Genomic DNA, 12,934 nt, shown 5'->3' on the forward strand with positions numbered 1-12,934 from the left:
GGTGGTCAGCGGCGGATCAGGCCCTGTGCGGTGGCGGCGGCGACCGCGGACGTTCGGGAGTCCACGCCCAGCTTGGAGTAAATGTGGACGAGGTGGGACTTGACGGTCGCCTGGCTGAGGAAGAGCTGTTTGCTGACCGCCGCGTTCGACAGGCCGTCGGCGACGAGCTGGAGGACCTCGGTCTCGCGCCGGGAGAGCGCGGTGGCGGGGGTGCGCATCCGGTCCATGAGGCGCAGCGCGACGGTGGGGGCGAGCGCCGACTTCCCGGCGGCGGCGGTGCGCACCGCGGCGGCAAGCTCCTCCGGCGGGGCGTCCTTGAGGAGGTAGCCGGTGGCGCCCGCCTCGATGGCGGCGAGGATGTCGGCGTCGGTGTCGTACGTGGTCAGGACGAGGACGCGCGGGGCGCCGGGGGCGGCGGTGATCGCGGCGGTGGCCTGCGAGCCGAGCATCCGGCCGCCGAACTGGAGGTCCATGAGGACCACGTCGACGTCGAGCCGCGCGGCGAGGCCGACGGCCTGCTCGGCGGTGGGCACGTCGGCGACGATCTCGAAGTCCTCCTCGGTCTCCAGGACGGCGCGCAGTCCGGCCCGGACGACGGGGTGGTCGTCGGCGAGCAGCAGCCTGACGGGCGGGTCCGGCGCGGTCACGAGGCGGCCTCCGGCGCGGCGACGGGCGCGGTGGCGGGGCAGGGCAGGGTGGCGGCGACCGCGGTGCCCTCCCCGGGGGCGGACTCGACGGCGAGGGTGCCCTGGAGGGCGCGGGCCCGGGCGCGCATCGCGGCGAGGCCGAAGCCGGTGCCGGGGACCGCGGCGGAGCCCGGTGCGGGCACCTCGGCGGGGACGAACCCCGTGCCGTCGTCGACGATGTCCAGCGCGACCTCGGTGTCCATGTAGCTCAGGGTCAGCTCGACGCGGTCCGCGGCGGCGTGCCGGACGGTGTTGGCGAGCGCGGACTGGGCGATGCGCAGCAGGGCGACCTCGTGCGGGGTGGGCAGTGCGGTGGGCGCGCCGGAGACCTGGCAGTGCACGGCGAGACCGGAGGCTGCGGCCGTGGTGGCGCAGAGCCGCTCCAGGGCGGCGGGCAGCGACCCGGCCGCCAGGTCGGGCGGGCTGAGCGCCCGCACGAAACGGCGCGCCTCGGCGAGGTTGTCGACGGCGGCGGTGCGGGCCTGCCGGACGTGGCCGAGGGCAGTGCCGGGCCGCTCCGGCAGGGCGCGCTCGGCGGCCCGCAGCAGCAGCTGGATGCTGGACAGGCCCTGCGCGAGGGTGTCGTGGATCTCCCGGGCCAGCCGTTCGCGTTCGGCGAGCACTCCGGCGGCGTGTTCGGCGTCGGCGAGTTCGCTGCGGGTCGCGGTGAGCTCCTCGATGAGGCGGCGGCGCTGTTCGCTCTCCCGGTAGAGGGCCTCGTACCCGAGGACGACTGCGACCGCGACGGCGGCGCCCAGGACGGGGCCGAGCACCGTGCCGACGCTGAGGGTGTGGGTGTGCCGGCCGAATCCGGCGACGGCGGCGAGGGTGGTGGCCGCGACCGCGGGCAGGGCCCCTCGCAGCGGCAGCAGATGCAGTTGGACGAAGAAGAGCGGGAAGGCCACCCAGACGCCGTCCGGGGTGAGGGCCAGCAGGACCAGCCAGACCAGGGCGAGGGCGGCGAGCCAGAGGGCGGCGGCGCCGGTGGAGGTGCGCAGACGGGGCAGCCTGTGGCCGGTGACGTAGAGCGCGCACAGCGCCACCGCGGCGGCGAGCACGGCGGGGGCGTCCGGGGTGCGGTCGGCCACCGCCCGTACGGCGGCGAGCGCGAGCAGCGTGGCCACCATCAGATGCAGGCAGCTGCGCAGCGCCCGCTGGACGGGGGTGAGGGAGGGAGAGGTCACGGCTTCTTCGGTCACGGCGCCTCCAGGCTAAGGGCCCTGTTCACCGGCGGCATCAACCAAAGGATTGACCGCGGGACGCCCCTTTCGACGCCGGTGGCCCCCTCCCCGGCGCGATGCCACGGCCCCGTCCGGGAGGCGACGGTGGGGGCCAGCCGCCGGGCAGTGGGGTCCGGCGCCCGATCCGAAGAGGGCAAGCACTGTGTTCGTCGCCTGGAGAGACCTGAGATTCGCCAAGGGGCGGTTCGCCCTGATGGGCACCGTGATCGTGCTGATCACGGCGCTGGTGGGGCTGCTGTCGGGCCTGATGGCGGGCCTGGGCCGGGAGAACACCTCGGCGATCACCGGGCTGCCCGCCGACCATCTGGTGTTCGCGGCGCCCATCGACGGCAGCAAGCTCACGTTCACCGATTCGCGGCTGCCGGAGCGGACCGTGCGGGCCTGGTCGCGGGTGCCGGGCGTACGGCACGCCGAGCCGCTGGGCATCGCGACGGCCCGGGCCGAGGCGGGCGGCCGGACCGCCGCGGTGTCGGCGTTCGGGGTGCGGCCCGGGTCCCGGCCGGCGCCGGGGCGGGTCGGTGACGGTGCGGTGGTGCTGTCCGAGAAGGCCGCCGCGTCGCTCGGTGTGCGGGCCGGCGGACGGCTGACGCTGGGCGGGCGGAGCTTCGAGGTCGCGGCGGTGTCGGGCGCGGCGATGTACAGCCACACGCCGGTGGTGTGGACCTCGCTGGGCGACTGGCAGCGGCTCGCGGGCGGCTCCGGGCCGGCCGGTGCGGGCCCTGGTTCCGGCCGGAGCGGCCCCGACCGCGGCTCCGTCGGCGCCACGGTGCTGGCCCTGTCCACCACCGGGACGTCCGGTCTGCCGGCCGCCGACAAGGAGCTCGGCACGAAGACCGTCACCACCGACGACGCGGTGCGGGCCATCGGCTCGTTCACCGCCGAGAACGGTTCGCTGCAGCTGATGCGCGGCTTTCTGTTCGTCATCTCCGCGCTGGTCATCGGCGCCTTCTTCACGGTGTGGACGGTCCAGCGCAGCGGCGATGTTGCGGTGCTGAAGGCGCTGGGCGCCTCGACCGGCTCGCTGCTGCGGGACGCGCTCGGCCAGGCCGTCGTCCTGCTGGTGGCCGGGACCGCGCTGGGCACCGCCGTGGTGGCAGCGGTGGGCGCCGCGATCGGCGGCACCGTGCCGTTCGTCCTCGATCCGCCGACCGTGCTGGTACCGGCCCTGATCATGATCGCGCTGGGGGCCGCCGGCGCCGCGCTCGCCATCCGCCGCATCACCTCCGTGGACCCGCTGACCGCCCTGGGAAGTGCCCGATGAGCCTCGAACTGACCGATGTCACCCTCACCTACCCCGACGGCGACGCCCGGCTGACCGCGCTGGACCGGGTCTCGCTGACCGTGCCCGCCGGCTGTCTGACGGCGGTGATCGGGCCGTCCGGCTCCGGCAAGTCCAGCCTGCTCGCGGTCGCCGCCACGCTGATCGGCCCGGACCGCGGACGGGTGGTGATCGACGGCACGGACACCGCGGGACTCGGCCGCTCCGAGCTGACGAGGCTGCGCCGCACCACCATCGGCACGGTCTTCCAGCAGCCGAACCTGCTGCCGTCGCTGACGGCCGCCGAGCAGCTGGAGGTGATGGCCCGTCTGGACGGCCGCCCGTCCCGTACGGCGCGCGTCCGGGCGCGGGAACTACTGGCGGCGGTCGGCCTGGCGGAGCTGGCGGGGCGGCGGCCGCATCAGCTGTCGGGCGGCCAGCGGCAGCGGATCAACATCGCGCGGGCGCTGATGAACGAGCCCGCGGTGCTGCTGGTGGACGAGCCGACCAGCGCCCTGGACCACGAACGGGGCGCCGCGGTGCTCACCCTGCTGCGCACCCTCACCCAGGAGCGCGCCACCGCGACGGTGCTGGTCACCCACGACCGGGCGCATCTGGACGCGGCGGACGAGGTCGCCGAGGTGCTGGACGGCCGGCTCCGCCCGCACCGCTGCGCCCGCCGCTGACTCCCGCCCGCACGGGGCGGTTCCCGCCCGGCCGGGCGGGAACGCCGGAGCCGGTCCCTCCGGAGGGACCGGCTCCGCGGCGTCGGCTTCTCAGCTGCCGGAAGTGCCCTGGGGCTGGTCGTCCGGCGCGTGCGAGAAGAGCTTGAGGACCGGGACGCCGACCTTGTGACGGGCGCGGGAGGCCCAGTCGCGGTGGAAGAACTCCTCGACGAAGTGCGGGGTGGTCAGCACGATCACCTCGTCCGCTCCGGTCTCGTCGACGATGGACCGCAGCAGGTCCAGCGGTTTGTCCTCGACCACCTGCCCGACGGCCTCCGAACCGGCGTCGCGCAGCGCCTGCAAGGTGTGCGCCAGGGCGAGCTCGGCGGGGGCCTCGGCCTGGGAGCCGCCCGGTTCCTCCGCCTCCCGTACGGCATCGTCGAACTCGCCGAGGGCGACGTCGTCGATGGCCCGCAGCAGCACGTCCTGCTTACCGCGCGGCTGCATGAGCACGACGAACGAGATCCGGTCATCGCCGTGCAGGGTGGTCACAAACTCCACGTCGACGGGCGTCAGAGGCTTCTCGATCATCAATACGCTCGTGAACACGACGGACGCCCTTCTTCTCTTCGGGGCGCCGCATGGCACGGAGCCCGACAGACACCATCCTGCCCCGTCGTCACACGGGACCTGTTGGCTTTTAGTGTGCCCAACGGAAGCTAAGCGGAACAGATAGTTCCGCTGATTGTCAGGACCGACGGTAGCGAGTGAACAGGAACCCGGCCTCTTCCAACACCGATGCCAGGGCGAAGCGCTCCGGAACCGCGACGGCGGGACCGTTCATGATCCGCGGCGCGTCGCCCACGGCGACCACGGGAGCCAGCGACAGACACATCTCGTCCAGCGCATCGGCCGCCGCCAGCTGCCCCAGCAGCCTCGGCCCGCCCTCCGTCAGCAGCCGGCGGTGGCCCCGCCCGGCCAGCACCCCGGCCACCCGGGCCGGGTCGACACCCAGCCCCTCCCCCGCGAACAGCACCTCGGCGCCCGCCGCACGGGCCCGGTCCACCCGGTCCGCCGGCGCACCCGCACCGGTCAGCACCACGGTGGGCACATGCGGCTCGGTGAACAGCGGCAGGGTGAAGTCCAGCCCGAGGCCGGCGGTCACCACGGCGATGGCGGGGGCCGGGCCCTGGCCGGCGGCGGCCCGCCGGGCGGCGAACGCCTCCCGGGCACGGGCCGGCCGGTAGCCCTCCTGCCGCACCGTCTCCGCCCCCACCACCACGGCATCCGCGAGCCCCCGCAGCACCCCGAAGATCCGCATGTCGGCGGCGCCGGAGAGCGGCTGCGAGCGGCCCTCGTGATGGGCCGCGCCGTCCAGGGAGGACACCATGTTCGCCCGCAGCCAGCCGGGCCGCCCGGAGCGCGCCGGGTCGTCCGCAGCCGGGTACGCATAGGCCTCGGCGAGCTCGTCCAGCGTCCACTCACGGTCCGTGGGGTCGGTGCTCCCCGTTCCCCTGCGGTCGAGGTCAGGGGCCGGAACGGGTGGGGCGGGGAGCGGGAACAGGCGTCGCATGGCGGCAGTGTGACATGCCTCGCTGACCGGACCGGCGGGTACCGCACAGGAGATAGGCTGGACGGCTGTGTCGCCTTCCCAGCACTCCTCCCCGCAGCCCGACCCGACAGCCGCACCGCCGGCCGACGGGGACGACGCGGTGCCCGCCGCCCTCACCGCCCGCGCCCCGCAGGTCCCGGCCGACCGCCTGGTCGCCGAGATGGTGCCGCCGCCGCGCTTCCAGGGCGCCCGCTTCGACACCTACATCCCGGATGCCCAGCAGCCCAGCCAGGCCGAGGCCGTACAGGTCCTGAGCGACTTCGCGGACGGCATCGACGCCGGGCGGGCGGGCGCGGGCAAGCGGCGCTGGTTCGCCAGGAAGCCGGCGGCCCCCCAGGGCCCGCGCGGGGTCTATCTGGACGGCGGCTACGGCGTCGGCAAGACCCATCTGCTCGCCTCCCTGTGGCACGCCACCCCCGCTCCGGCCGAGCGCAAGGCCTTCGGCACCTTCGTCGAGCTGACCAACCTCGTCGGCGCGCTCGGCTTCCAGCAGACCGTCAAGACGCTCGGCGAACACAAGCTGCTGTGCATCGACGAGTTCGAGCTCGACGACCCCGGTGACACGGTCCTGGTCTCCACCCTGCTCGGCAAGCTGGTGGACGCCGGGGTGGCGCTGGCCGCCACCTCCAACACGCTGCCCGGCAAGCTCGGCGAGGGCCGCTTCGCCGCCGCCGACTTCCTGCGCGAGATCCAGGGGCTGAGCGCCCACTTCCGTCCGCTGCGCATCGACGGCGAGGACTACCGCCACCGCGGTCTGCCCGAGGCACCCGCCCCGTACGACGACGAGACCGTCACGCGCACCGCGTACCGCACCCCGGGCGCCTCGCTCGACGACTTCCCCTCCCTGCTGGAGCATCTGTCCAAGGTGCACCCCAGCCGCTACGGCGCCATGTGCGACGGCATCGAGGCGGTCTGCCTCACCGATGTCCAGGCGGTGCCCGACCAGTCCACGGCGCTGCGGCTGGTCGTCCTCGCGGACCGGCTCTACGACCGCGAGGTGCCGGTGGTGACCTCCGGCAAGGCCTTCGACGAGCTGTTCAGCGACGAGATGCTGCGCGGCGGCTACCGCAAGAAGTACTACCGGGCGATCTCCCGGCTCACGGCGCTGGCGCGCGACGCGGGTGCCCTGGTGGCCGAGGCCCGGTAGGGCCTGCCTTACGGATCAGGACGTATCAGCGGCAACACCCGGTTGGTGCCCGTCGGCCGGTTCCCGGCGGCCCGGCGGCATGGTACACACGAGCGGATCACGCCACCTGTCCGCCAACAGGGAGTTGCCCATGTCCGCGACACGACGTCAGATCCTGGCCCGCACAGGTGCTCTGGGGGCCGGAATCGCCTTCTCCGGGAGCCTCACGGAGCTCTTCGCGGGGACCGCGACCGCCCAGAGCATGGGACAGCGCGGCTACGGCCCGCTGGTGCCCGACCCGGACGGCCTGCTCGACCTGCCCCGGGGCTTCCGCTACCGGGTCCTGTCCCGGGAGGGCGACCCGCTGCCCTCGGGGGAGGGCAAGGTGCCCAGCAACTGTGACGGTATGTCGGCCTTCCCCGGCCGCCGTGGTGGCACCCACCTCGTCCGCAACCACGAGAACCGTACGGGCTCCCGCCAGGCCGTCCCCCGGGTCCGCGATCTGACCTACGACCCCGGTGGTGAGGGCGGCTGTACGGCCCTGGAACTCGACGGGGACAACAAGGTCCTCTCTGAGCGGGTCGCGATCGCCGGCACCTCCACCAACTGCGCGGGCGGGCCCACCCCCTGGAACACCTGGCTGACCTGCGAGGAGACCGAGTTCCGGGCCGGTGAGGAGAACTACACCAAGGACCACGGCTTCATCTTCGAGGTCGATCCGTACGATCCGCGGCGCACCGGAGCGGTCCCGCTGACCGCGATGGGCCGCTTCCAGCACGAGGCGATCGCCGTGGACCCCGGCACCGGCATCGTCTACGAGACCGAGGACGCCTTCGAGAAGCCGTTCGGCCTCTTCTACCGCTTTCTGCCCGAAAAGCCGATGGGCGGCCGCGGTTCGCTCCGGGCCGGCGGCCGCCTCCAGGCGCTGCGGGTCCCCGGGGTGCCCGACCTCTCCACCATCCAGCGGCCCGGCACCACCTTCGACCACGTCACCTGGGTGGATGTGCCCGATCCGCTCGCCCGGGAGACCCCGATCCGCTTCCAGGACTTCGGCCCCCAGGGGATCACCCACGCCCAGAAGCTGGAGGGCTGCTACTGGGGCGGCTCCTGCGTCTACTTCGTCTCCAGCTTCGCGCACCGCGAGGACGGCTCGGCGGCCGACCACTACGGCCAGATCTGGAAGTACGACCCGAAGAAGCGGCGGCTCACCCAGGTCGTCGTCTTCGGTCCGAAGACGGATCTCCAGCTCCCCGGCGAGTCCCCCGACAACATCTGCCTCGCGCCCAGCGGCGGCCTGATGGTGTGTGAGGACGGCGAGGGCGCCCAGCACGTCTTCGGCCTCACCCGGCGCGGCGAGGTCTATGCGATGGCGCGCGGCCGGCAGAACATCGGCACCCCGCAGAAGCCGGAGTGGGGCGAGTTCGCCGGGGTGACGTTCTCGCCCGACCACCGGACGATGTATGTCAATTGCTATACGCCGGGAACGACGTTCGCGGTGACCGGGCCCTGGCACCACTGAGGCCGACTGGGGTGGGGGGAGCAGGCGGACGGCCGCTCCTCCCCTCCCCCACCCCCGAACCCACCCCCGCCCCCTCCCCCGAAGGGGGAGGAGGGGGAGGGGGCGGGGGAGAGCCCTGGCCCTCGCTTGAACCGCGCCCTCCGCTTCAACCGCGCCCCGGTTGCGCCGCGCCCCGAAGCAGCCACAGCCGGCTCAGCCGCGCCGCGGTTCCGGCGCGCCCCGAAGCAGCCACACCCGGTTCTGCCGCACCCCGGTTCTGCCGCGCCCCGGTTGCGTCACGCCCCGCTTGCGCCGCGCCCTGGTTGCGCCGCGTCCCGCTTCACCCGCGCCGCGAGCTGAGGGCGCACGCGGCCGCTACGGCGGCGGCCGCGATCAGGGCGGTGGCGGCGAGCGGCAGCCAGGGGGTGCTGATCGTCCCGTGGGCGGAGCCGGTGACCAGGCCCGATACGGCGGCGTTGGCGGGCGAGGCGCCCAGCACCAACAGCAGCAGGGCGGCGAGCAGACCCGCCGGGATGCTCCAGCCGGTGCTGCGCAGCACCGGCCAGTTGCTCAGCGCGCCGACGGCGGTGCCCATCAGCAGACACGCCAGCGCGGCGAGCAGTCCGGCGAGCGCCGCGGGCAGGACGGGAACGGCGACCTGATGGTCGTTGGAGCGCGGGTCCGACAGCAGCACGACCACTGCCGTGCCGACGAGTGCGAGCAGCAGGGCGGTGCCGGCCGCGGTCAGTACACAGGCGAGGTGCACCCGTCCGGGCCCGGCAGCGGCCGCGGCGCAATTGCGGGCGGCCGGCGGCTCGTTGGTGACACAGACCCGGGTCAGCCATACGGCGGCCGGCAGCAGTCCGCCGGCCGCATAGCCGAACCCGTCGAGGATCGGGTCGCCGCTCCGGATGCCGAGGGCCAGCCAGGCGGCGTAGAGGATGACCGGCGGCAGCCAGCGGTGCGAGCCGATGAGCAGTGCCGCCTGATAGCGGAGGAGAGCGATCACGGGAGGGGGGCCTCGTGGGGTGCGGGGGCGTCGTCGGTCACAGGGACGGTGCCGGGGGCGTCGTGCGGCGGTGGGGCAGCGGTGACCGCGCGGATGTGCCAGGGCGGCCGGGCGGTGAGCAGGGCGCGCAGCAGGGCGTCGGAGTGCACGGCCGGAACCGTCAGCCGGGTCGTCCCGTCCGGTCCGGGCGCGATCTCCGGTCCGCCGGGCAGCTGCGGCGCTCCGGCAGGCGGCAGGCTCCCCGGTGCGCCCTCGGCCTCGATGAGCACGCGGGGACCGGCCGCGGTCCGCGCACCAGCCGCCGGGCCGCCCTCCTCCTGGGTCAGCAGCCGCCCGTCCGCTACCCGGTAGCGAGCATCGGCGGCGCCGGCCAGCCGCTGCGGGTCATGGTCGACGAACACGACGGTGCCGCCGTCCGCGACCCGTTCGGCGACCGCACGGTCGAGCACCTCGCGCGCGCCCCGGTCCAGACCGGTCCAGGCCTCGTCCAGTACCAGAAGGCCGGGCTCGGCGAGCAGCGCCTGGGCGACCGCGACCTTCTGGCTCGTTCCCTTGGACAGCTCGGCCAGCCGGGTGTGCGCATGACCGGCCGCCCCGAAGCGTTCGAGCCACTCGGTGGCGCGGCGGGCCGCTTCGGGGCCGTGCAGACCGTGGATGCGGCCGAGGTGGGTGAGGTAGCCGGCGGCGGTGAAGGGCAGGGCGACCGGGAAGCGTTCGGGCACATAGGCGGTGCGCGGGCGGCCGGTGATCCGTCCGGTGCTGGGCCGGTCGATCCCGGCGAGCAGCCGCAGCAGGGTGGATTTCCCGCTGCCGTTGGTCCCCTCGATGCGCAGCAGTGCCCGCGGGGGCACGTCGAGATCCACCTCCCGCAGCACCCAGGGGCCGCGCACCCCGTACCGCCGTCCCACCCCGTCGAGCCTCATGCGTTCCGGCACCTCCGCTGCCTCCTGGCGGCCCCCGCCGAACCCGACGGTAGCCGCAGCGACCGCCCGGTGCCTGCCTGGGGGCGCGTTCGCCCCCGGCCGTACGCACCCCAACCTCGCGCCGGGCGGGCGGCGTTGGCATGCACGGCTGCCGGACGGTGGCTGCGACTCTTCCAGACGGGCGACGCCTGATCTTGATGCCTGAAACCACCCTGCGAAACGCCGCAGCCACACCGGTTTTCTGCTGCGCCCGTTCCCGCGGACGCATCGCGGGGGACACCGTTCTCGGCCCCAACTCCCCCTTCCGCCTCAAATACCTTGAGCCCTACGCCGAGGCGGCCCGCGCCTGGCTTGTTGAGGCCCGCCCGCCACTCGAAAGCCGCGAGCGGGGCGGGGGCGCGGGAGCGGGGCGGGGGCGCTGTCGGTGGCGGCTGGCAGACTGTTCGGGTGACCAGCACCGAGACCGCCGGGGAGCCCGGCAACACCGCCACCAGCGCTACCGAGCACGCAGAGACCGACCGGGACGCGGCACCGCAGTTCGTGCTGCCGCTCGTCGTCCGTATCGAGCGGGAGGCGCCGCCGGCGCGTACGGACGCGCTGGAGACGGCGGCGCGGGCGGTGCTGGTGCTGCTGTCGGACGAGCGGTCGGCCGGGGACGGCGAGTGGGCCGCGGCGGTACGGGACTGGCAGGACGCCCGGATCCGGAAGGTGGTGCGGCGGGCGCGCCGCGCGGAGTGGCGGCGGGCCGAGGCGCTGCCGGGCATCACGGTCACCGGCCACGAGGCCGAGGTGCGGGTCTTCCCGCCGGTGCCGCTGGACGGCTGGCCGAAGGACCTGGCACGCCTGCAGGTCTCGGGCACGGAGCTGGACGATCCGCAGCCGCCCGGGCCGCCCTCCGCGGGCCCGGTGCTGTGGTTCAACCCCGGTCTGGAGATGTCGGCGGGCAAGAAGATGGCCCAGGCAGGACACGGCGCGCAGCTGGCGTGGTGGGAGCTCTCCGAGGAGGAACGGGCGGCCTGGCGCGCGGCCGGCTTCCCGCTCTCCGTGCGGTCCGCCGGGCGCACGGAGTGGGACGCGCTCACCCGCAGCGGTCTGCCCGTGGTGCGCGACGCCGGGTTCACGGAGATCGCGCCCGGGAACACCGTTGTGGTCGAGGGGGACGATCGCTTCTGTCCTCTCCCCCGCGTACGTCGGCCGTAGTCCCGCGCGTACGACGGCCGTAGGCGGACCACTGCGTCCCGATGCGATACGGGAGCGGCATGGGCGTGAGGTACCAGTACTGCCCGTTCCCCACGGGGAGGACCACGCGCGCGCCCGCCCCGACCGTCACACCAGCAGGGAAGGTTCCGCCTCATAAGCCCGGTGCAGCTGCTTCAGGAACAGCGGGGCGTCCGGCAGGGGGACCGAGCCGATGCGGTGTACCGGGATTCCGGGGGTCCAGGAGTTCATGACGACCGCTCCGGCCAGCGCGGGCAGGTCGTCCAGGGAGACTTCCTCGGTGCGCTGGGGAACACCGAGGTGTTCCAGTTGGCGGCGGATGATGCCCATCGTCGTGCCCGTCAGCATGTCGGCGGCAGGCCACACCACGCTGCTGCCGTCCCAGAAGGCAAGGTTCCAAATGGTGGCCTCGCTCAGCCGGCCCCGCCGGTCGACGAAGGCCGCATCGTCATAGCCCTGTTCGACGGCCTGGCGCAGGCGATACGTCTTGGCCACCTCGCCGACATGTTTCACGGCCGGGAGCTCCCGTTCGTGCTCGACCGCCGCCAGGGCCAGCGGTCCCTCGGGGCCGGTTGCCGCCGGTGCCGTACGGACCAGCAGCTCAGGCTCCACCTCAGGTCCGGCCACGGTGAACTCGCCTGCCGGGGAGTAGACCGTGGCGATCAGCGAGAGGTCAGCCGGACCGGCCCGCAACGCCGTCCGCAGGTAGGTACGGACCCGGTCGTCGGGCAGTGCCCGCCCGAACATCTCCAGGGAGGCGGACCGCAGCCGCTCCAGGTGGAGGTCGAGGCCCCGGACCCGGCCGTCCCGGACCTGCAGGGCGGTGAAGTGGGCGTATCCCGCGAAGGCGAGGGGCGCCAGCTCCTCTGCGGTCGCCGCCACACCGTTACGTTGAACAACGAAAGACATCGTGCATCACTCCAGCATCAGCCAGTCATCAGTCAGGCACCTGTGCGGAATACCCGTTCGGTGGAGGACGTTAAGGCTTGACATCGATGCGAAGGTCAAGCGCGAAGGTCAAGCGCGAAGGCCTGGCGCGAGGGTCAATCACGAAGCTCGGATGCGATGGGCGGGGCACCATGCTGATCGGGGAGTTGTCCCGGCGTACCGGGGTCAAGGCACGATTGCTGCGGTACTACGAGGCGCAGGGCCTCCTGGACGTCAGACGCGAGCAGAACGGCTACCGGGACTACGACGAGGACGCGGTCGTCACCGTGCGGCGCGTGCGCGCGTTGCTGGACGCGGGCCTGTCCACCGAGGTGATCCGTTCGGTGCTGCCATGCGTCCGGGGGGAGGCGCAGGAAGCGCCGGAGTTCGACTGGTGCGCCGATCTGCGGGCCGTCCTCCAGGGCGAGATGACGGCCGTGGACGAGCACATACACAACCTTCGACGCACCCGCGGCACCCTCGCCGGCTACTTGGCACAGTCGCCCGGCGGTCCCACCCGTGAGGCGCTGCCGCGCACCGGCTGAGAGGTGAGCAGGCCGGGGCACCGCCGGGCCCGGTGCCCGGTCCGATCAGGCCACCGTCGGGGCGCGGCTCCGGCCGGTCACCGTGGTGCGGCGGAGCAGGGCCCCCCGCGGGACCGTGCGGCCCCGCGGGGGTGCCGGTGAAGCTCAAATCAACCTCTGAACTCGGCCGGTGCAGGGTTCGGGCCGCCCTCACGCGGCATGAGTACCGACACCACGGAGCGAGAGG

The 12,934-nt window shown here is 73.9% G+C and carries 13 protein-coding genes and 1 pseudogene; 7 read left to right on the plus strand and 7 right to left on the minus strand.

Annotated features, from left to right (window positions below; genetic code table 11):
* Nucleotides 1–5 precede the first annotated feature (5 nt).
* Nucleotides 6–647 (minus strand): response regulator, encoded by a 642-nt coding sequence (locus STRNI_RS10290; RefSeq protein ID WP_018088902.1) that lies wholly within the window; start codon nucleotides 645–647, stop codon nucleotides 6–8.
* Nucleotides 644–1,885, minus strand: coding sequence for a sensor histidine kinase (locus STRNI_RS10295; RefSeq protein WP_159485609.1), 1,242 nt, complete (start codon nucleotides 1,883–1,885; stop codon nucleotides 644–646). The genes STRNI_RS10290 and STRNI_RS10295 overlap by 4 nt, the downstream gene beginning before the upstream one ends.
* A gap of 184 nt (nucleotides 1,886–2,069) precedes the next feature.
* On the opposite strand from STRNI_RS10295, the gene STRNI_RS10300 reads away from it, so the two are divergent.
* Nucleotides 2,070–3,188, plus strand: a complete 1,119-nt coding sequence (locus STRNI_RS10300; RefSeq protein WP_277411053.1) for an ABC transporter permease — start codon at nucleotides 2,070–2,072, stop codon at nucleotides 3,186–3,188.
* On the plus strand, nucleotides 3,185–3,871 hold the full coding sequence (locus STRNI_RS10305) for an ABC transporter ATP-binding protein (RefSeq protein WP_277411054.1): 687 nt from the start codon (nucleotides 3,185–3,187) through the stop codon (nucleotides 3,869–3,871). Before STRNI_RS10300 ends, STRNI_RS10305 begins: the two co-directional genes overlap by 4 nt.
* 90 nt (nucleotides 3,872–3,961) lie before the next feature.
* Here STRNI_RS10305 and STRNI_RS10310 read toward each other — a convergent pair whose 3' ends face one another.
* Complete coding sequence (locus tag STRNI_RS10310) at nucleotides 3,962–4,459, minus strand: hypothetical protein (RefSeq protein WP_026169501.1); 498 nt, start codon at nucleotides 4,457–4,459, stop codon at nucleotides 3,962–3,964.
* A 139-nt stretch (nucleotides 4,460–4,598) separates the two neighbouring features.
* Nucleotides 4,599–5,423 (minus strand): pyrimidine reductase family protein, encoded by an 825-nt coding sequence (locus STRNI_RS10315; protein WP_018088897.1) that lies wholly within the window; start codon nucleotides 5,421–5,423, stop codon nucleotides 4,599–4,601.
* Nucleotides 5,424–5,490: 67 nt separating this feature from the next.
* On the opposite strand from STRNI_RS10315, the gene zapE reads away from it, so the two are divergent.
* Both zapE and STRNI_RS10325 read left to right on the plus strand, forming a co-directional pair.
* Nucleotides 5,491–6,609, plus strand: a complete 1,119-nt coding sequence (zapE, locus tag STRNI_RS10320; RefSeq protein ID WP_174876320.1) for a cell division protein ZapE — start codon at nucleotides 5,491–5,493, stop codon at nucleotides 6,607–6,609.
* A 130-nt stretch (nucleotides 6,610–6,739) separates the two neighbouring features.
* Nucleotides 6,740–8,107: an alkaline phosphatase PhoX gene (locus STRNI_RS10325; protein ID WP_018088895.1), complete on the plus strand. Its 1,368-nt coding sequence runs from the start codon at nucleotides 6,740–6,742 to the stop codon at nucleotides 8,105–8,107.
* Between the two features lie 319 nt (nucleotides 8,108–8,426).
* Here the strand turns inward: STRNI_RS10325 and STRNI_RS10330 are convergent, their stop codons facing one another.
* Nucleotides 8,427–9,095, minus strand: coding sequence for an ABC transporter (locus tag STRNI_RS10330; RefSeq protein WP_266443654.1), 669 nt, complete (start codon nucleotides 9,093–9,095; stop codon nucleotides 8,427–8,429).
* Nucleotides 9,092–10,018 (minus strand): ATP-binding cassette domain-containing protein, encoded by a 927-nt coding sequence (locus STRNI_RS10335; RefSeq protein ID WP_266443657.1) that lies wholly within the window; start codon nucleotides 10,016–10,018, stop codon nucleotides 9,092–9,094. Before STRNI_RS10335 ends, STRNI_RS10330 begins: the two co-directional genes overlap by 4 nt.
* 257 nt (nucleotides 10,019–10,275) lie before the next feature.
* On the opposite strand from STRNI_RS10335, the pseudogene STRNI_RS10340 reads away from it, so the two are divergent.
* A pseudogene (locus STRNI_RS10340) lies at nucleotides 10,276–10,371 on the plus strand (ATP-binding protein); the annotation flags it as partial.
* A 94-nt stretch (nucleotides 10,372–10,465) separates the two neighbouring features.
* Nucleotides 10,466–11,218 carry an aminoacyl-tRNA hydrolase gene (locus STRNI_RS10345; RefSeq protein WP_266443660.1) on the plus strand — a complete coding sequence of 251 codons (753 nt, stop codon included), beginning with the start codon at nucleotides 10,466–10,468 and terminating at the stop codon, nucleotides 11,216–11,218.
* Nucleotides 11,219–11,344: 126 nt separating this feature from the next.
* On the opposite strand, the gene STRNI_RS10350 is transcribed toward STRNI_RS10345, so the two are convergent.
* Entirely contained in the window at nucleotides 11,345–12,145 is an 801-nt protein-coding gene (locus STRNI_RS10350) for an aminotransferase class IV family protein (protein WP_266443664.1), read from the minus strand.
* Between the two features lie 170 nt (nucleotides 12,146–12,315).
* On the opposite strand from STRNI_RS10350, the gene STRNI_RS10355 reads away from it, so the two are divergent.
* Nucleotides 12,316–12,708: a MerR family transcriptional regulator gene (locus STRNI_RS10355; protein ID WP_018088890.1), complete on the plus strand. Its 393-nt coding sequence runs from the start codon at nucleotides 12,316–12,318 to the stop codon at nucleotides 12,706–12,708.
* Nucleotides 12,709–12,934: the final 226 nt, after the last annotated feature.

Origin of the sequence: Streptomyces nigrescens (assembly GCF_027626975.1) — a bacterium.
GTDB lineage: Bacteria > Actinomycetota > Actinomycetes > Streptomycetales > Streptomycetaceae > Streptomyces > Streptomyces nigrescens.